The following is a 20,760-nucleotide window of genomic DNA, read 5'->3' as shown; positions in this document are numbered from 1 at the left end:
AGTAAAAAGAAAGTAAATAGGGGTGTTCATGAGAGTGAAAAAATGGGCTGTATTCGTGTTAGCTTTCCTGTTACTACTTTCTGGCTGTAGTAATGAAAAAAAGGAAAAGGAACCTGTTAAGAAGGAAAAAACAGTAACACAAACAGAGACAAAGCAACCTGAAGAGAAACCAGTCGACCCCTATTTTTATCCATTAACAGGGGTGGGGTCTGAAACAAGTACTGATACAAGGGCTGTAGCTGTTATGATTAATAACCACCCAAAGGCAAGACCGCAATCTGGTCTAACCAAAGCAGATCTTATTTATGAAATTCTTGCTGAAGGGGATATTACACGCTTTCTCGCCGTCTTTCAGAGTGAAAAACCTAAGAATATCGGTCCTGTAAGGAGTGCAAGAGATTATTATATTTTCTTAGCCAAGGGACTTAACGCTCTTTACATTGCGCATGGATATAGCCCGGAGGCAAAGAAACTCCTTAATAGTAACTATATTGATAACCTAAATGGAATGGTTTATGACGGGACGCTTTTTAAACGTTCGAAGACCCGTAAAGCACCTCATAACTCCTATATTACGTATGAAAATATTTTAAAAGGTGCAAAGCAAAAGAAATATTCGATGGAAAAAGGTCCCGCAGCATTTACGTTTTTGACAGAGGAAGAAACGAAGAATATTACAGGTGCTGAAGCAAAATCTGTAAAGATTAAATATTCTAATGGCGGTATTTCCAACTCCAAGTTTGAATTTGATGCAGTCACTGGCAAATATAAGCGGTTTTCAGGCGATGAGCTAATGGTCGATTTAGATACGAAAGAGCCTATGTTAGTTGATAATATCTTTATTGTTGAAGCTAAGCATCGGTTTATCGATTCATACGGGCGAAGGGAAATTGATTTTGAGTCTGGCGGCAAAGCATATCTGCTGCAAAAGGGTAAGGTCAATCAAGTGGAATGGAAGAATATGAACGGAGAAATTGTTCCAGTCAAAAATGGCGTAGAAGTTCCACTGGTACAAGGGAAAACATGGATCAATGTAGTGCCAACCGATCCAGGTCTTGAAAAGAGCATCTCGCTTAATAAATAGTCATTTTAACAACTAAAGGGGTAATAAAATGCAAATTAATAAATTACGTGGAAAAGAACTTGACCAATTATTTCAGGCCGTTCTTTCATTAAAAGATCTTGAAGAATGCTATCGCTTTTTTGATGATCTGTGCACGATTAATGAAATACAATCTTTAGCACAGCGTCTAGATGTGGCAAGAATGCTTCGTGAAGGGAATACCTATCACAAAATTGAAACAGAAACCGGAGCGAGCACAGCTACCATATCACGGGTAAAACGTTGTTTAAACTATGGGAATGATACGTATGAAATGGTGCTTGAACGTGTAAAGAACGACAACGCTTTAACTGAACAAGAATAAACAAGCCGGAGAGAATGCTCTTCGGTTTTTCTTTTGGTTAAATTTAGATTTACTGTATTGTTTTTTTATCGATTCGGCTAGTGCTATAATGGTGTAATGGAATTGATGACTGTGGGAGGATTTTTTGATGTATGATTTTCGCGAGTGGCGGCATGTGTTCAAACTCGACCCAAATAAAGAACTATCGGATGATCAATTAGAAATCATCTGTGAGTCTGGTACGGATGCAATAATCGTAGGTGGTACAGATGGGATTACACTAGAAAATGTCCTCGATTTAATGGCGAGAATTCGTAGATATTCGGTGCCATGTGTCCTTGAAGTTTCAACGATTGAGACAGTTACACCAGGGTTCGACCTTTACTTTATTCCAACCATCCTAAATAGCAGTGATCCCAAATGGATTACTGGGCTACACCACCAAGCCGTTAGGGAATTTGGTGAAATCATGGATTGGGAGGAAATTGTCATGGAGGGCTATTGCATATTGAACGAAGAATGCAAAGCGGCAAAATTGACAAATGCAAATACCGAATTAACAAATGAAGAGGTAACCGCCTACGCGGTTATGGCTGAAAAAATGTTTCACCTTCCGATTTTTTATATAGAATATAGCGGTAAATATGGGGATGTAAACCTGATTGCTGACGTGAAAAAATCGCTTGAGAAGACGATCCTTTTCTATGGAGGCGGAATTTCAACCATCGAACAAGCTAAAGAGATGGCCAAACATGCAGATGTCATTGTCGTCGGAAACGCGATTTATGAAAATTTCGATCTAGCATTAGAAACTGTGAAGATTAATCGATAGATCATTGCTAATGTTGAGGAAAAACGTTAAGATAAAAATAAGAACATATGTTTGTTATGGTGGTGGATTATATGCAATATTTAAGTGATAAGCTATTAAATGGATTGAATCCAGAACAGCAAAGTGCTGTTAAAACAACCGATGGGCCGCTGTTACTAATGGCCGGAGCCGGGAGTGGTAAGACAAGAGTGCTTACCCATCGAATTGGCTATTTAATTGTTGAAAAACGGGTGAATCCTTATAATATTTTGGCAATTACATTTACAAATAAAGCCGCTCGAGAAATGAGAGAACGGATTGGGAAAATGATGGGCGGAGCAGCCGAAGAAATTTGGATTTCCACCTTTCACTCGATGTGTGTAAGGATTTTACGCAGGGATATTGACCGAATCGGTTTTAACCGTAATTTTACAATTCTTGATTCAACTGATCAGCAATCCGTGGTGAAGACAATCCTAAAGGAAAAAAATATTGATCCGAAGAAATTTGATCCACGTGCCATCTTAGGGTCGATTAGTTCAGCAAAAAATGAATTGATTGATCCAGAGGAATATAAGAAAGCAGGCGGAGGCTATTTTGAAGATGTCGTCGCTAATGTGTATGAGGAATACCAGAAGCGATTACGCAAAAATCAGGCATTAGACTTTGATGACCTCATTATGATGACAATTCAATTATTCAAACGCGTTCCGGATGTTCTCGAATATTATCAGCGGAAATTTCAATATATTCATGTCGATGAGTATCAAGATACGAACAAAGCCCAGTATCTACTCGTGAAACAATTGGCAAGTCGTTTTAGAAATTTATGCGTAGTCGGGGATTCGGACCAATCCATTTACAGATGGCGCGGAGCGGATATTGCTAATATCCTTTCATTCGAAAAAGACTATCCGAATGCAACAGTTATTTTACTAGAGCAAAACTACCGCTCTACAAAAAGGATTCTTTTAGCTGCAAACAAAGTGATCGAAAACAACCTGAACCGAAAAGCGAAGAATCTTTGGACCGAAAACCCAGAAGGGAATAAGCTGGTTTATTACCGAGCCGACAGTGAGCAGAGCGAAGCGCAATTCGTTGCTGGGAAAATTAAAGAATTAACTCGGAATAATGAGCAAAAATTAACCGACATTGCCATTCTTTATCGCACGAATGCTCAGTCCCGTGTGATGGAGGAAGTACTTCTTAAATCCAATATCGAATACTCCATCGTCGGCGGGACAAAGTTCTATGACAGGAAAGAAATTAAGGACATGCTTGCTTATTTACGGTTAATCTCGAATCCTGATGATGATATCAGCCTACGCCGAATCATCAATGTACCAAAACGCGGAATTGGATCAAGCTCACTCGATAAAATCGCTAATTTTGCTGACATGCATGACTTATCGATTTACCAAGCGCTTGAGTCTGTTGAGCTGTTAGGACTAAGTCCGAAAATCACGAAGGCAGCACGGGAATTTCGCGATTTAATTGGTAATTATACGAATATGCAAGAGTACCTTTCTGTCACAGAACTAGTTGAAGAAGTGCTAGATAAAACGGGGTACCGTGAAATGCTGAAGGCGGAAAAATCATTGGAAGCGCAAAGCCGCCTCGAAAACCTTGAGGAATTATTATCGGTGACGAAAAGTTTTGAAGATGCAAGTGAAGATAAGAGTCTAGTAGCCTTTTTAACTGATTTGGCACTAGTTGCTGATATTGATGCTCTCGATGAAGATACTCAGGAGAAAGTTGACTCGATTACGCTCATGACCCTTCACTCGGCAAAAGGTTTGGAATTCCCAGTTGTTTTCTTAATTGGAATGGAAGAGGGCGTCTTCCCGCATAGCCGTTCATTGATGGAAGAAGTAGAAATGGAAGAGGAACGCCGTCTTGCCTATGTGGGAATCACTAGAGCGGAGCAAACACTGTTCCTGACCAATGCCCAAATGAGGACATTATTTGGAAGAACCAATATGAACCCGCCTTCCCGCTTTATTAAGGAAATCCCTGCGGACCTGATTGAGGGAGTTGAACCGGCAGAGAAAAAGCTGAGTTCGCCATTTGGCTCAACTGGTAAATCATTTGGTTCTGCTCGGAGCGCCTCATTCGGAACGCCAAAGACATCATTTAGTACACCTGCTTCGGCAAGAAAACCAGTTATGCGGCCTGTTTCCGCTGCATCCGCTGGAGAGGAAGTCGGCTGGAAGGTTGGCGATAAAGCCCAGCACGGAAAATGGGGCACCGGAACCGTTGTCAGCGTAAAAGGACAAGGGGAAGGAACGGAACTCGATATTGCTTTCCCTAGCCCGGTTGGAATCAAACGCCTATTAGCTAAATTTGCTCCGATTACGAAAGCATAAATACCTAGAGAGAAAAGTTTCATGAGCCGCTCATGAGCTGCTCATGAAAATCCTTTTAGAAAGGACTGGATATATGGACCTTCAAACTGCAGAAAAGAGAATTGCAGAAATAAGCAGCCAGCTAAACCACTATGGCTATGAATATTATGTGTTAGACAAACCTTCCGTACCAGATGCTGAATATGACCAATTAATGCAAGAGTTAGTGGAGCTTGAAGAACAGTTTCCACAATTAAAAACGGCAGATTCCCCATCCGTTAGGGTTGGCGGTACGGTTCTTGATGTGTTTGAAAAGGTGGAGCACCGTACACCGATGCTTAGTCTTGGCAATGCCTTTAACGAACAAGACTTAAAGGATTTTGACCGCCGTATCCGTCAAGCGGTCGGTGATGATTTTTCCTATGTTTGTGAGTTAAAAATAGATGGACTTGCTGTTTCATTAAGATACGAAGATGGGCTCTTTAACCAAGGAGCAACCCGTGGAGATGGGACCATTGGTGAAGATATTACCGCTAATATAAAAACGATTAAATCCGTTCCTCTCCGTTTGCGTGAAAATGTGTCGATGGAAGTCCGTGGGGAAGCCTATATGCCAAAACGTTCTTTTGAAGCTTTGAATCAAGCACGAGCGGAACGTGGCGAGGAGCTTTTTGCGAACCCAAGAAATGCTGCGGCAGGGTCGCTGAGACAACTAGATCCGAAAATAGCTGCATCTAGAAGGCTGGATGTCTTTTTATATGGAATCGGTAATATCAGTGAAAACAGCGGGATCGATTCGCATAGTGAAGGTCTAGATTACCTGGATCGTCTCGGTTTTAAAACCAATCAGGAGCGAAGAAAATGCTCTTCCATTGATGAAGTAATAGATTATGTCAACAGCTGGGTGGAGAAGCGTCCACATCTTGCCTATGAGATTGACGGAATTGTTATTAAAGTAGATTCCTACGCCCACCAGGCTGCACTTGGAACGACAGCAAAAAGTCCGCGTTGGGCGATTGCTTTTAAATTCCCTGCAGAAGAAGTAGTCACGACCCTTTTAGATATCGAATTAAGTGTAGGCAGAACCGGTGTGATTACCCCAACGGCGATTCTTGAGCCAGTCAAAGTGGCTGGGACAACCGTCCAACGTGCTTCTCTGCATAACGAAGATTTAATCCGTGAAAAAGATATTAAACTAGGTGACAAAGTCGTTGTTAAAAAAGCGGGCGATATCATACCTGAGGTAGTCAATGTCTTGGCTGATCAGCGTACAGGCGAAGAAGTGGAATTCCATATGCCAACGCATTGTCCTGAATGTGAGAGCGAACTGGTCCGTTTGGAAGGCGAAGTAGCCTTGCGCTGTATCAATCCTAAATGCCCGGCACAACTTCGAGAAGGTTTAATTCATTTTGTTTCCAGAGTGGCAATGAACATTGAAGGCCTAGGTGAAAAAGTAATTAGCCAGCTCTTTTTAGAAAAATTAATTGAAGATGTCGCTGACATTTATAAGTTGACCCATGAACAGCTGTTAGCCCTTGAAAGAATGGGTGAGAAATCAGCAACCAATCTAATCAAAGCCATCGAAATTTCAAAAGAAAATTCACTAGAAAAGCTTTTATTTGGATTGGGTATCCGTCATGTAGGGGCCAAGGCTGCCAAGACGCTTGCGCAACAATTTGGTACAATGGACAAACTCCCACAGGCTTCTAAAGATGATTTACTGGCCATTAATGAAATCGGTGATAAAATGGCGGATTCGATTGTCGCCTATTTTGAAAAAGAAGAAGCAGTCGAGTTAATCAACGAATTAGCTGCCGCTGGTGTCAATATGGAATATAAGGGGGCACGACCCGTCGCTGCTGATGAGTCCGACTCTATTTTTGCAGGTAAGACAGTAGTTCTCACAGGAAAGCTTGAACAATTATCCAGAAATGAAGCCAAAGATAAAATCGAAGCGCTTGGCGGAAATGTCGCAGGTAGTGTCAGCAAAAAGACACATCTTGTCATTGCTGGTGAGGATGCGGGGTCAAAATTAACCAAAGCACAAGAACTAGGAATTGAAGTGTGGGACGAGGAGAAACTCCTAGCTGAATTAAATAAATAAGAGGTGTATCGACGTGAGAAAACTCTCATTGCTCGCTCTCTCCCTTGTCTTTTTGCTGAGTGCCTGTGCACCAAATTTTGAGAAGCAAAATGAAACGGTGCAAACAAAGGAGAAAGTGGAAGGGAAGGCAATTATTCCAAAGTATAATATTTCGGACAGCTATTATCGGACGATATTGCCATTTGAACCAGGGGAAGCACGCGGATTGGTTGTTAATAATATTAATACAAGGTATGACTTAAACGAGTTTGAAATGGGGTTAATGCGAATTGCCCAAAATTCGTTTGATACCGAAAAATATTTGTTTCGTGAAGGACAGGAAATCAAGGAAAAGACCATCAGACTTTGGCTAAACCGGAAATTTACCAAAGGGCAACTAAAGGATGAAGGACTAAAAGAGGCTGACAACATCGGCTTAAATCCTGTGGATACTGGTAAAAAGGGTGAACCGAGTTCGCCGATTTATTTAGCTCATATCTTAGAGCACGACTATTTAATAAAAAATGATAAAGGGAATGTATCGCTCGGCGGTGTTACGATTGGCCTTGCTTTAAATTCTGTTTATTACTATAAAAAAACTGCAGACGGAGATACCTTTGAGCAAAAAATCCCTCATTCAGAATTGGTCAGGGAAGGAAAGAAAATTGCAACAGAAGTAGTGAAGCGCATGAGGAACATGAAAAGCTTAAAGAATGTTCCGATTACGATTGCTCTGTTTGAACAGGCAAGTAAATCATCCGTTGTTCCTGGTAACTTCATAAGCTATGCCACTGTGGACGAAGGCAGTGCGGCCTTAAACAGCTGGGAAAAGGTAGATGAAAAGTACTTTCTTTTTCCTTCCACTGCTGCAAAGGATGCACACCGTGATGATTTGACCGCATTTTTAAACTTTAAGCAGGATGTGGAAGAGTACTTTCCTAATTATAATGGTGTAATCGGCAGAGCCTTTTATATCGGGGATCAACTGCAGGATTTGAATATTAATATCCCCATTCAATTCTATGGAAAAACGGAAGGGATTGGGTTTACGCAATATGTAACAGGACTTGTTATGGAACATTTTCCAAAGTATTTATCCGTTTCGGTAAGTGTTACTTCTGTAGACGGACCTGAGGCCTTGATCGTCCGCAAGGCGAATGAAACCGAACCATTTGTCCATATTTATCAATAAGATCCAGCATTATGCTGGGTCTTTTTTATATGCAAGCATGGATGAAAAAACTAATCAAACGATTGATTAAATGTACATGAGGCCATGGTACATCTGATTTTTTAGGAAGATGGGAAAACTAATCAAACGATTGGTTAAATCGTGTTGAGGCTATGATAAATCTGGGTAATTAATAAAAAGTTAAATAAACTAACCAATCGTTTGATTAATTCATAAAAAAGTCAGGGATGGGCTTCACTACATCTGATTTGATTTGTTTAGCTAGATCTCAATTTATGTTCTAATCTAGGCCCTTATTTCGATTCGCCGATTGAACATGGAAATTCGCTGATTAAACCTAAATATTCGCCGATTGAATACAGAAATTCGCTGATTGAACCAAATAATTCGCCGATAGAATATATTTCTTTACGATTTCAGAGTAAGTAGAAGGGGATGTACATGGAAAAACAACAAAATTTGAGAAAAATTCACTAAAAAAGAGAATTCGACTACCTTTTATAGAATAGAAACCCTTCTATTTTTTAGAATTGACTATCAATTGCTACAAAGAAATGAAACATGTTAGAATGAAAAGTGGATTGTAAACGTTTTTAATACATAGGAGGTTTAAGAAATGGTCCAACCTTACAAACACGAACCCTTTACAGATTTTACAATTGAGGAAAACCGTCAGGCCTATCTAAAAGGATTAGAAACAGTTGAAAGTTATTTAGGTCAGGATTACGATCTAGTTATTGGCGGAGAAAGAATTAAAACTGAAGATAAAATTGTTTCCTATAATCCTTCCAATACGGAAGAAATCATTGGCCGCGTGTCAAAAGCAAGCCAAGAACTTGCTGAAAAAGCTATGCAAGCAGCCGTTGAAGCATTTAAAACTTGGAAAAAAACAAAAGCGGAAGTTCGCGCAGATGTACTTTTTAAAGCAGCGACAATCATTCGCCGCCGCAAGCATGAGTTTTCTGCTCTTTTAACAAAAGAAGCTGGTAAGCCATGGAGAGAAGCAGATGCAGATACAGCAGAAGCGATTGACTTCCTTGAATATTATGGACGCCAAATGCTCGCCCTTAAAGATGGTGTGCCAGTAAATAGCCGTCCAAACGAATTTAACCGATACAATTATATTCCACTAGGTGTTGGAATTATCATTTCACCTTGGAACTTCCCATTAGCGATTATGGCTGGTACGACAGTTGCAGCGATTGTATCTGGGAACACTGTTCTATTAAAACCAGCTTCTACTACACCAGTTGTTGCAGCGAAGTTTGTGGAAGTTATGGAAGAGGCAGGTCTTCCTAAAGGCGTCTTAAACTTTGTACCAGGCAGTGGTGCTGAAGTAGGCGATTATTTAGTTGATCACAAAGATACTCGCTTTATCAGCTTTACTGGTTCACGTGATGTTGGACTTCGCATTTTCGAACGTTCTTCAAAAGTGAACCCAGGTCAAGTATGGATGAAGCGTTTAATCGCTGAAATGGGCGGTAAAGATACGATCGTCGTTGATAGTGAAGCAGACCTTGAGCTTGCAGCACAATCAATCGTTGCCGGTGCATTTGGTTTCTCAGGTCAAAAATGTTCAGCATGTTCACGTGCAGTCATTGTTGAGGATGTTTATGATACCGTCTTGAACCGTGTTGTTGAATTAACGAACCAATTAACAGTTGGTGATCCAACAGATCAAGGAACTTTCATGGGGCCAGTGAACGACAATAATGCGTTCAAAAAAATCATGGAATACGTTGAAATCGGCAAGCAAGAAGGTAAGTTAATGGCTGGCGGAGAAGGAGATAATTCGAAAGGTTACTTCATCAAACCAACTATTATTGCAGATCTTGCACCAGATGCCCGCATTATGCAAGAAGAAATCTTTGGTCCAGTAGTTGGATTTACAAAAGCGAAAGATTTCACTCATGCTATTGAAATTGCCAACAACACAGAGTACGGCTTAACTGGTGCTGTAATCACGACTAATCGTGAACACCTAGAGCAAGCTCGTGAAGACTTCCATGTTGGAAATCTTTACTTCAACCGTTCTTGTACTGGAGCGATTGTTGGCTATCAGCCATTTGGCGGCTTTAATATGTCAGGAACTGACTCCAAAGCAGGCGGTCCTGACTACTTACTGCTTCATATGCAGGCAAAAACTACTTCTGAAATGTATTAATAATAAAAGTAAAGCCCCTTCTCGAGCACGAGAAGGGGTTCTGTTTTCAGGTGGTTTTTATTAAGTGCATCAAAAGGATTTGGTCATTATATGCTTAATGAAGACCAGTTTCTTTGGTTTTCTGAAGGGATATGGTTATCATCGTCATAATGAAGACCACTTCCTTTGGTTTTCTGAAGGGATATGGTCATCATCGTCATAATGAAGACCACTTTCTTTGGCTTTCTGGAGGGGTTTGGTCATCACGGCAATAAATTTCAGAAAGGCATTTCAAAATTGACTCTTATAATACGGAGAAGGGATTTTTTATTACTTTTCTACATCTATCACAAATGGAACGGTAAATACTTTCCCATCCTGCTGAAATTGGCCCCACACCTTATAGATTCCTTTTTCAGGAAACACAGTCATAAAGGTTACCTTAGGACCATTTCCTTCCGTTGTCATCGGATGGATGTGCAAATATTTTTCCACATCATCACTTATCGCAACGGCATGTCCCATGGCTCCTAGATAAGGCTGTAGATTTTTAATTGGTTGATTGCTGGCAGCGTCGCTAATCGTAAAATTCATGTGAACAGTCATTCCTGCCATTAAATGTTCAAAGGAGAGGGTCACTTTTTTTCCATCCACGACTTTGGTCAGTTTCTGATCTGGGACGAGGGGTTGCTTCTTAGCGGTCTTTCCTTCAATTTGAACCCAGTGGCTTTCTATACTAGGGTCCCCTCCACCCTGAGGAGTAAATTCAGAGAGAAGCATATAATCTCCGCCGGCAGGGAACTTTGTGGTAAAAGCAAATTCGCCTTTCCCCTTATAATTTGGATGGATGTGAGAAAAATAAGCTAAATCCTTACTAAAAATAAATAGATGCATTTTTTTCTCATGAACCGTATCAAACGATTGAATCGGTTTATTTGAATCATCCTTAATTAAGATTGAAATGGGGATTTCCTTGTTAGCGTTCGGATGATCCTCGATCTTCCATTCGGACTTTGTAGGGATGACATCCGTAGGGGTAGTACTCATCTCATGGTCCATCCCCGACTTCGGGACTCTAATTGGATTACAAGCAGATAAAAGCATCATGTATAAAAGAGACATAACGACTATGGATTTTTTCAGTGGGAATTCCTCCATTCATAGGCAAACTTACTTTCTATAAAATACATTACCTAATTCAACCATTGCAAGAATTTTATGTAATTAATAAGTTCCCTAGCATAGAAAAAATGATAATATAGGAATAGGCAAAAGGAAGTAAAGTATGGGGGATTATAGAATTGATTCCATTATATCTACTACACGTCACAACCGTCGAACATAGTGAAAGTTTACTATGGACCTTTTTAATCTGTAATATTTTTGTTGTCACAGCAGGGATAGTATTTATTTATAAATTATTTCGACAGAAGCCTGTTCGAACCGCGGGAATAACGTTTGCGATTGCTTTAGCCATCAATTATATTCTCATCGCCATCTTTGGGGATATATTCGACCTGCTTGGATGAGTGAAAGAGGGGAGATGTTATCGTTGAAATATTACCGTTTGTGGGTACTTGCCTTCCTATTAAAATTCATTGGGTCTGCGTGGGATGCTTCTTACCATTTTAAATATTTATTTGAGGAATATTCGATTCCCCATATTGTCAATACGATCGGATTTATCTTAGGGGCCTTTTTATTAATTCAAGAATGGCGGCGTCCACACTATATGGACCGGTTTTCTAGAAATCTTATTACAATTGGATATGTCTTATTCCTCATTGGAATTCCCTTAGATTTTACTTACCATATTGCCTATGGTATTGATTTAACAACCTGGAGTCCGACCCATTTTATATATTATATCGGTACCACTATGATGATTATTGGTGTATGGCGGGGGTACTTTATCCATACGAAAGAAATTCAACCGTCATGGAAGTCTCTTCATACGTGGTTTGCAATGTATCTTCTTGAATGCTTGATGTTTCCAAATATGCAGCAGGAAAACGGAGCAATTTCCTATGACCAATACATTCATGGAAAGTCGATTGCTTCAAAAGAAATCCTTGAATTAATCTCAGACCCCGCCTCACAGATTTTTGGCGGCATTCCAGAATGGGTATATCCGATATATTCCATCCTTATGGTCGCTGCCCTAACAATTCTAATCATTCGCTTTTGCCGGGATTATATGATCCCCGTCATGGCAACGGCACTTTATCTCTTATTACGATTTGGTGGAAAAGCAGTTTTTGCCGCTGTTGGCTATCCAACCTCCTATGTTCCCATTACGCTATTATTCATTCCGTTAGGCTATTTATTAATTAAAAAAGACACTCGAGTGGCAGGTCTTGTAGGCAGCCTCGCTTACTTTCTCGCTTTGTATCTGATTCATATTTCAGGTATCCTCATCACACCGCCGCTGGAAATATGGGAATTTGTACCGGTCGCAGTCATTGGGGTGCTTACCCCAGCTATTAATTTATGGGTCCAACCATTTCTATTACAAAAAACAGAAAAAAAGATAGTTTAGGAAAAACTAGCATACATTGTGTGCTAGTTTTTTTGTGTTCGCAATAACTATGACAAATATGTGAAACCATTCACAAAAATAATTAGAATGTGATGAACTTCACAATTTTTATCGGCGCTAGCATTTACAATTTAACTATAAAGAAAACCTTAATAATCTTAAATAATATTGATTTAACATATAAGGAGTGATCCAATAATGAAAAAACTAGTAATGATCGGAAACGGGATGGCAGGAGTTAGAACAATTGAGGAGATTCTAAAAGTATCAGCTGAGCCATTGGAGATCACAATTTTTGGCCATGAGCCGTATCCAAACTACAATCGGATCAAACTATCAAATATCCTTCAAGGAGATACAAACTTTGAAGATATCATTATTAATCCACTAGATTGGTATAAAGAAAATAATATTCAATTATTTACTGGCGAATCCATTGTGAACATTGATGTGGAAACTAAACGAGTTGCTAGTAATCTTGGCCGTGAAGTCGAGTATGATGATTTGATTATTGCTACGGGTTCGAATTCTTTCATCCTGCCAATTCCAGGTGCAGATAAACAGGGTGTGACAGGATTTCGTGATATCCAAGATTGTGAAATGATGATCAAATCAGCGCAACAATTTAAAAAGGCTGTCGTCATCGGTGGTGGACTCCTCGGACTAGAAGCTGCCAGAGGCTTGCTGAACTTGGGGATGACAGTTGACGTCGTTCATCTCATGCCGCATCTGATGGAGCGCCAGTTGGACCCAGTTGCTTCCTCACTCCTTAAAGCGGAACTCGAAGCACAAGGGAAGAATTTCTTAATGGAAAAAGAAACGGTGGAAATTCTCGGTGACGAACGGGTAACCGGACTCCGCTTTAAAGATGGCTCACAAGTGGAAGCCGACCTGATTGTCATGGCCATTGGGATTAACTCGAATACAGAAGTCGCTAAAAACAGCGGAATCTATGTGAATCGCGGCATTGTCGTCAATGACTTTATGGAAACGAGTGTCCCACATGTGTACGCAGTCGGAGAATGTGCGGAGCATCGGGAAATTGTTTATGGTTTGGTTGCACCTTTATATGAACAAGGGAAAATCCTTGCGAGCCGCATTTGCGGTATAGAAACGAGCCCGTATGAAGGATCTGTTACAGGTACCCAGTTAAAGGTTGCGGGCGTTGATCTTTTCTCTGCAGGAGAAATCTTTGAAGATGGCACGACAAAATCGATCATGATCTACAATGAGTACGAAGGTCTCTATAAACGAGTGTTAACTAGAAACAACCTGATCGTAGGGATTGTCCTCTATGGTGACACAAAAGATAGTACTAGATTATATCGGATGCTGACTAAAAAAGAAGACATCAGCGGAGTGTCAATTTTCCATACAGAATGCAGTGCAGAAGGCGGCAATGGCGATGTGGCTTCCATGCCGAATGATGAATTAGTCTGCGGATGTAATGGAGTCACAAAAGGCGCCATCGTTGAAGCGATTAAAACACAGGGGTTAACCACTTTAGACCAAGTGAGCCATTGTACGAATGCCGGACGCTCTTGCGGCCGTTGTAAACCAATGGTTAGCAGTATTCTCGCTCACACACTTGGAGACCAATTTGATGAAGCAGCTGCACAAAAGACAAGCCTATGCGGATGTACAACTTTAAGCCGTGATGAAGTAGTGGCCGAAATCAAAGAAAAAGGCTTAACAAGTGTGAAAGAAGTCATGAACGTACTGGAATGGAACAATGAGGAAGGTTGTACCAAATGCCGACCAGCCATTAACTACTACCTTGGTATGATTCATATGGATGAATACAAAGATGATCGTGACTCTCGTCTCGTCAATGAAAAAATGCATGCTAATATCCAAAAAGATGGAACTTACTCTGTTGTTCCAAGGATGTATGGCGGGGTAACCACAGCAGCTGATTTGAAAAAAATTGCTGAGATTGCTGAAAAGTATGAGGTACCGCTCGTGAAATTAACTGGCGGACAGCGAATTGGCTTGTTTGGGGTGAAAAAAGAAGACCTTCCTGCCATGTGGGAAGAGTTAGATATGCCATCTGGTTATGCCTATGGAAAAACACTTCGTACGGTGAAAACTTGTGTTGGTGCACAATTCTGCCGCTATGGCACACAAGATTCTATGGCCCTTGGAATTGAATTAGAAAAGAAATTTGAACGCCTCGATACACCGCATAAAGTCAAAATGGGCGTATCTGCCTGTCCGCGTAACTGTTCCGAAGCAGGCATTAAAGACATTGGCTTTGTCGGTATTGATGGCGGCTGGGAGATTTATGTGGCTGGTAACGGCGGGGTTGATCTCCGTGCCGGTGACCTCTTATGTACAGTGAAAACACAAGACGAAGTGATGGAGATGACCGGTGCCTACCTGCAATACTACCGTGAAACAGCCAATTATTTGGAGCGTACGTCTAAATGGGTAGAACGCGTCGGCTTGGACCATGTGAGAGAAGTGCTTGCTAACGAGGAAACGCGAAAGGCCTTAAACGAGCGCATGGATAAGACATTGAAAAAGTATATCGAGCCTTGGAATGAAGCGATTCAAAGTGAAGAAATCAAAGATAAATACTATGCAAATCATACAATCAAGGTAGGGGAGTGATTCCAAATGCTTCAAACAATAACTCGGATTCCAGTAGCAAACTATTCAAATATAAAAGTTCGGTCAGGTTATTCGCTTAAAATCGATGACACCGATATCGCACTTTTTAAAGTAACGAGCGGAGAAGTTTATGCGATCGGAAATCGCAGTCCACATCCAAAAGGCGGTGTTCTTTCAGAAGGCCTTGTTAGCGGTGAATATGTATATTGCCCTGTTTATGATTGGAAAATTTCTTTAAAAGATGGTAAAGTACAGGCACCGGATGAAGGTCAAGTACGGACATTTAAGGTAGAATTAGAGGACGATATCGTGTTTATTGTTAGATAAGAAGGAATGGGAAGGATTGCTGCTGGATGAAGTCAGGAAAAGTATTTTTAGTGGGAGCAGGACCAGGGGACGTTCGATTAATTACCGTAAAAGGTTTGGAAGCCATTAAACAAGCAGAAGTTATTTTATATGACCGGCTAGCAAACCCAAAACTATTGGAGTTTGCTCCAGCGGATTGCGAACTGATTTACTGCGGTAAATTACCCAATCGCCATATTATACGCCAAGGAAATATTAATGAACTATTGGTAGAGAAGGCGCTGGAAGGTAAGCGGGTGGTCCGCTTAAAAGGCGGAGACCCTGGCGTGTTTGGCAGAGTTGGTGAAGAAGCAGAAGCCCTGGCCAAACATCAAATTCCATTTGAAATCGTTCCAGGTATTTCATCGGGGATCGCGGCTCCTCTTTATGCAGGCATTCCTGTTACCCATCGCGAGTATGCTGAATCATTTGCAGTCGTCACCGCCCATGATAAATCGAAGGAGGGCAAACCAGTTCTCGACTGGGAAGGCCTGTCCCGTGGTGTAGATACCATCGCATTTTATATGGGGGTCAGCAATTTACCGTTTATTTGCGAAAATCTCATCACATACGGGAAACCGGCCTCAACTCCTGTAATTTTGATTCAATGGGGTACGTTTGGCCGCCAAAAAACATTACAAGGGACGCTGGCCGATATTTCTGAAAAGGTCGTGGAGGCTAAGTTTAGCAATCCGTCGATTATTCTCGTAGGTAAGGTGATATCCCTCCGTGATAAAATCAGTTGGTTTGAAAAATTGCCCCTGTATGGTCGGCAAATTCTGTTGGCCCGTACGAGTGAAGGCTCTAGTGAATTAGCAAAAGCATTAACCGATGACGGAGCTGATGTAATAGAGTTTCCAAAATGGAAAAAAACCGTGCTGCCGATTGATTTAACCAAGGTGGCTTCTTACGAAAAAATTCTTTTTACCTCACCAGAAAGTGTGGGTGAATTTTTTACAGCGGTGTTCGAGCATGGAGTTGATATTCGAACGATTCGTGCTGACTTCTTTGGAGCCTCACGTAAATCAATAAACGCACTTAAGAAGCGTGGCTTTATTGCGGCATATGCAGATGTGATGGAGGAGTCTGGGGCTTTACTTATTGTCGGAGATGATAGCATTTTGAAAAAAGAGATGGATGGAGCGGACATCTTAGTGACCAGCAAGAAAGAACTAGACCATCAGTTTCTGCCTCTTTTTAAAAGAATGTTAGATGAAGCAAAGTTGAACACGATGATATTCCCAAGCAGTGCCTCGGTTGAGTGCTTTGTGAATGCATTAAGTGAGTGTGATTTGAATGCCATTGAATTGTTGGAAGGGCTGCAGGTGGTCAGCATGGGTAAACAAACGGAAGATGCCGCTGTCAGTGCGGGCCTTCCTTCACATGGCTTCCCTGCAAATCCAACGAAGGAAGCTTTGGTTGAATTTTTAGCGGCAAGACCAGTTGAGGAAGTGTAAATGGTGAAATCAGGCTATCCAGTGATCCTAAGATTAGATGGGAAAATCGTGGTTGTGGTAGGAGGCGGAAAAGTAGCCGAACGGAAGGTAAATGGACTGTTAGAAAGTGGTGCGAATGTCGTCGTTGTGAGCCCGGAAGCAACAGATGAAATCAGAAGGCTTAGTTGTGAGGGAAGAATCATTTGGAAACAAAAGTCTTTCACGGGCAGCGACATTGCCGATGCCTTCCTGATTTTTGCGGCGACAAATAGTCGTGAAATCAATCAGTTGATTCAAGAATCAGCAGGTGCCCGCCAACTAGTAACAGTTGTAGATGATCCAGATGGCTCTAATTTTCATGTCCCCGCACACGTTCAACGCGGGTCTTTAAGCATTGCTATTTCAACAGGCGGTGCGAGCCCAACCCTGGCGAGTCAAATTCGCGAGCAGTTAGAGCAGCAGTTTGATGATTCCTATGAGGGCTATCTTGACTTTCTTGCTTCGAAACGAAAATGGATCCTGAGGGAAGTAGCAAATCCAACCTTGAAGAGAAAACTATTAAAATCCATTGTGAGCCAGGAGTTCTTAACTAGTGATCATCGCGAAGAGGATTTTATCCAACTATATGAATCGATTTGTAAAGAAACGCATAATAGCAACTAAAAGGATGTCTGAGGACATTCTTTTTTTATGGACATTAATCCAGGGTCAGGTAGTTTTTACCTATTTTTATAAAAATTTCAGAAAAGTAGTTCCATTTTTAAAAAGTGTGTTATATAATACAAAACGTAGATTGTTTCTGTATTATAACAAAGAGGTGATGTAGTTCATGTCGACGCAAACAACAGGAATTGAAGTGGTAGGGGCAATGAAAGCCCAATACGAAGAGATCCTAACAGATGAGGCATTAAGTTTTATTGAAGAGTTGGAGCGAAAGTTTGGCGGAAGAAGAGTAGAACTGTTACAGTACAGGTCAAAACGCCAAGCGGAAATAAATAATGGAACATTGCCTGATTTCCTTCTGGAGACGAAACATATACGGAACGGGGACTGGACGATTGCTCCTTTGCCTGATGATCTCCAAGATCGGCGGGTTGAAATTACCGGACCAACCGAACGGAAAATGGTAATCAACGCTTTGAACTCGGGCGCCAAAGTATTTATGGCTGATTGCGAGGACGCCACTTCACCAACCTGGGAAAACATCGTCGAAGGACAAATCAACTTAAGAGATGCAGTAAATCGGACGATATCTTTTGAAAATGCCAATGGCAAGAAGTATGAACTAAAGGACGAGACAGCGGTGCTGTTTGTGAGACCACGCGGCCTGCATTTAGAAGAAAAGCATATTTTGCTAGATAGCAAACCTATTTCAGGAAGTTTCTTTGATTTTGGAATGTACTTTTTCCATAACGTGAACCAACTACTTGCGAGGGGAACAGGTCCGTATTTTTACCTGCCAAAGCTTGAAAGTCACTTGGAAGCAAGGCTTTGGAATGATGTATTTGTCTTTACGCAAGAGAAACTGGGGATTCCGAATGGAACCATTAAAGCGACCGTTTTACTTGAAACCATCATGGGCGCCTTTGAAATGAATGAGATTTTATTTGAGCTAAAAGACCACTCCGCAGGATTGAATTGCGGAAGATGGGATTATATCTTCAGTTACTTGAAAAAGCTGCGTCAACAAAAGGATGTTATTTTACCCGATCGCTCACAGGTAACGATGACCGTTCCGTTTATGCGTTCGTATTCGTTACTAACGATTCAAACCTGTCATCGCCGCAAGGCACCCGCGATTGGCGGAATGGCTGCCCAAATTCCAATTCGCAATAACCCGGCTGCGAATGAAGAAGCCTTTGCTAAAGTGCGCGCTGATAAAGAGCGTGAAGCCCGTGACGGTCATGATGGAACATGGGTAGCACATCCAGGTCTGGTCCCGGTTGCTCTGGAGGTATTCAACCGTGAAATGCCGGTTGCCAACCAAATCCATACGAGCAAACAACAGAAGATTACTGTGACCGCTCAAGATTTGCTTGAGTCACCAGGTGGGACAATTACGGAAGAGGGCGTTCGTTTGAACATCAATGTCGGGATTCAATATGTAGCTTCGTGGCTAAGAGGCAATGGCGCCGCCCCGATTCACAACTTGATGGAGGATGCAGCAACTGCTGAGATTTCACGGGCCCAGCTGTGGCAGTGGATTCGCCACCCCAAAGGGATTCTGAACGACGGACGGAAAGTCACGGTGGAAATGTATGAGCAATATAAGCTGGAGGAATTGAAAAAAATTAAACAGGAAATGGGTGAACCAGCATTTGAGGGCGGCCGATTCGATGAAGCTGTTGAATTGTTTGATCGGTTGATTCTGAATGAGGAGTTTGCGGAGTTTTTAACTCTGCCGGGATATGAACTTATCTAGTTTTTAATAAAAAATACTTAATAGATTAATAGGAGGAATAGAAAATGACAAATTTAAGAGTTACGCAATTACAAGAAAGCTGGGAAATGGATAGCCGTTGGAAAGGGATTACGAGACCATACACTGCCGAGGATGTTATCAAACTTCGCGGGTCGATAGATATTGAACATACATTGGCTCGGAAAGGGTCTGAAAAACTTTGGAAGCTATTAAATGAGGAAGACTATGTAAATGCCCTAGGTGCGTTAACCGGTAATCAGGCGGTCCAGCAAGTAAAAGCAGGGCTAAAAGCCATCTACTTAAGCGGCTGGCAGGTAGCAGCTGATGCCAATCTGTCCGGACACATGTACCCTGACCAAAGCTTATACCCAGCGAACAGTGTACCAAATGTGGTAAAAAAGATTAACCAAGCCTTGCAGCGTGCAGATCAAATCCATCATGCGGAAGGCGATCACTCTGTCGATTGGTTTGCCCCGATTGTCGCTGATGCAGAGGCTGGCTTTGGCGGTCAATTAAACTGTTTCGAATTAATGAAAGGCATGATTGAAGCAGGTGCATCCGGCGTCCACTTTGAAGACCAGCTTTCTTCCGAGAAAAAATGTGGTCACTTAGGCGGGAAGGTATTGCTGCCAACACAAACAGCGGTTCGCAACCTGATTGCTGCTCGTCTCGCTGCTGATGTTATGGGTGTCCCAACTGTACTAGTAGCGCGGACAGACGCTAACGCAGCTGACTTAATTACCAGTGATATTGACATGAATGATGCACCGTTTATTACGGGTGAACGTACAGGCGAAGGTTTCTTTCGTGTGAAAGCGGGGATTGACCAAGCGATCTCCCGCGGGCTGGCTTATGCGCCATATGCAGATCTTGTTTGGTGCGAAACATCAGAGCCGAATCTTGAGGAAGCAAGACAATTTGCAGAAGCCATTCATGAACAGTTCCCAGGTAAGCTTCTGGCATATAACTGTTCACCATCCTTCAACTGGAAAAAGAAACTCGATCAAGAAACGATTGCGAAATTCCAAGTAGAACTTGGCAAAATGGGCTACAAGTTCCAGTTCGTTACTCTCGCTGGCTTCCATGCTCTAAACCATGGCATGTTTGAGTTGGCCCGCGGCTATAAAGAACGCGGCATGGCAGCATACTCCGAACTGCAGCAAGCTGAATTTGACAGCGAAAAATACGGCTACACGGCCACACGTCACCAACGTGAGGTAGGTACAGGTTACTTTGACCAAGTTTCCATGGTTATTACAGGCGGGACTTCATCAACAACTGCATTAAAAGGCTCAACTGAAGCCGAACAGTTTACGGGCAAAAACTAAGAGTGGATCCTTCTCTCCATTTTGGGGGGAAGGATTTTTGATGGGGGGATAGTGTGGGGTTTGGCAAATTGGGAAGGAGGCGGGCTTACTCTCGGAT

General features: G+C 41.7%; 16 protein-coding genes. 15 read left to right on the top strand and 1 reads right to left on the bottom strand.

The genetic code is table 11. The features are described from left to right. Positions 1-28: 28 nt before the first annotated feature. The 7 genes from V7659_RS05635 to pruA all read left to right on the top strand — a co-directional run bounded on the left by V7659_RS05635 (position 29) and on the right by pruA (position 10,001). Positions 29-1,084, top strand: coding sequence for a DUF3048 domain-containing protein (locus V7659_RS05635; protein ID WP_335538694.1), 1,056 nt, complete (start codon positions 29-31; stop codon positions 1,082-1,084). Positions 1,085-1,112: 28 nt separating this feature from the next. Further along, positions 1,113-1,427, top strand: a complete 315-nt coding sequence (locus V7659_RS05630) for a YerC/YecD family TrpR-related protein (protein ID WP_335538693.1) — start codon at positions 1,113-1,115, stop codon at positions 1,425-1,427. A gap of 127 nt (positions 1,428-1,554) precedes the next feature. Continuing rightward, the gene (locus tag V7659_RS05625; RefSeq protein WP_335538691.1) at positions 1,555-2,238 is read left to right on the top strand and encodes a heptaprenylglyceryl phosphate synthase; all 684 of its coding nucleotides are present in this window, start codon (positions 1,555-1,557) and stop codon (positions 2,236-2,238) included. A gap of 71 nt (positions 2,239-2,309) precedes the next feature. Continuing rightward, positions 2,310-4,583 (top strand): DNA helicase PcrA, encoded by a 2,274-nt coding sequence (pcrA, locus tag V7659_RS05620; protein ID WP_335538690.1) that lies wholly within the window; start codon positions 2,310-2,312, stop codon positions 4,581-4,583. Positions 4,584-4,656: 73 nt separating this feature from the next. After that, positions 4,657-6,666, top strand: coding sequence for an NAD-dependent DNA ligase LigA (ligA, locus tag V7659_RS05615; protein ID WP_335538708.1), 2,010 nt, complete (start codon positions 4,657-4,659; stop codon positions 6,664-6,666). Positions 6,667-6,679: 13 nt separating this feature from the next. Further along, the gene (locus V7659_RS05610) at positions 6,680-7,837 is read left to right on the top strand and encodes a CamS family sex pheromone protein (RefSeq protein WP_335538687.1); all 1,158 of its coding nucleotides are present in this window, start codon (positions 6,680-6,682) and stop codon (positions 7,835-7,837) included. A gap of 616 nt (positions 7,838-8,453) precedes the next feature. Next, entirely contained in the window at positions 8,454-10,001 is a 1,548-nt protein-coding gene (gene pruA / locus V7659_RS05605; protein WP_335538685.1) for an L-glutamate gamma-semialdehyde dehydrogenase, read from the top strand. Between the two features lie 309 nt (positions 10,002-10,310). Here pruA and V7659_RS05600 read toward each other — a convergent pair whose 3' ends face one another. Further along, positions 10,311-11,027 (bottom strand): hypothetical protein, encoded by a 717-nt coding sequence (locus tag V7659_RS05600; protein WP_335538683.1) that lies wholly within the window; start codon positions 11,025-11,027, stop codon positions 10,311-10,313. 254 nt (positions 11,028-11,281) lie between these two features. Here V7659_RS05600 and V7659_RS05595 point away from each other — a divergent pair, with 254 nt between their 5' ends. The 8 genes from V7659_RS05595 (at position 11,282) to aceA (ending at position 20,663) form a co-directional block, all read left to right on the top strand. After that, positions 11,282-11,509, top strand: coding sequence for a hypothetical protein (locus tag V7659_RS05595; RefSeq protein ID WP_335538682.1), 228 nt, complete (start codon positions 11,282-11,284; stop codon positions 11,507-11,509). Positions 11,510-11,532: 23 nt separating this feature from the next. Continuing rightward, a complete protein-coding gene (locus V7659_RS05590; RefSeq protein ID WP_335538680.1) occupies positions 11,533-12,519 on the top strand; it encodes a hypothetical protein in 987 nt (328 codons plus the stop codon). A 198-nt stretch (positions 12,520-12,717) separates the two neighbouring features. Continuing rightward, positions 12,718-15,132, top strand: coding sequence for a nitrite reductase large subunit NirB (gene nirB / locus V7659_RS05585; protein WP_335538678.1), 2,415 nt, complete (start codon positions 12,718-12,720; stop codon positions 15,130-15,132). 6 nt (positions 15,133-15,138) lie between these two features. Then, the gene (gene nirD, locus V7659_RS05580; protein ID WP_335538676.1) at positions 15,139-15,459 is read left to right on the top strand and encodes a nitrite reductase small subunit NirD; all 321 of its coding nucleotides are present in this window, start codon (positions 15,139-15,141) and stop codon (positions 15,457-15,459) included. A 26-nt stretch (positions 15,460-15,485) separates the two neighbouring features. Beyond that, complete coding sequence (gene cobA, locus V7659_RS05575; protein ID WP_335538675.1) at positions 15,486-16,934, top strand: uroporphyrinogen-III C-methyltransferase; 1,449 nt, start codon at positions 15,486-15,488, stop codon at positions 16,932-16,934. Further along, complete coding sequence (locus tag V7659_RS05570) at positions 16,935-17,576, top strand: NAD(P)-binding protein (RefSeq protein ID WP_335538674.1); 642 nt, start codon at positions 16,935-16,937, stop codon at positions 17,574-17,576. Between the two features lie 166 nt (positions 17,577-17,742). After that, positions 17,743-19,335, top strand: a complete 1,593-nt coding sequence (aceB, locus tag V7659_RS05565; protein ID WP_335538672.1) for a malate synthase A — start codon at positions 17,743-17,745, stop codon at positions 19,333-19,335. A gap of 44 nt (positions 19,336-19,379) precedes the next feature. After that, positions 19,380-20,663: an isocitrate lyase gene (gene aceA / locus V7659_RS05560; protein ID WP_335538670.1), complete on the top strand. Its 1,284-nt coding sequence runs from the start codon at positions 19,380-19,382 to the stop codon at positions 20,661-20,663. Positions 20,664-20,760 lie beyond the last annotated feature (97 nt).

It is taken from the genome of Neobacillus drentensis, from assembly GCF_036966985.1.
Classification (GTDB): Bacteria; Bacillota; Bacilli; order Bacillales; family Cytobacillaceae; genus Neobacillus; species Neobacillus drentensis_E.
Note: the sequence above shows the minus strand (reverse complement) of the source record. Positions and strands in the feature narration are given on the sequence as shown.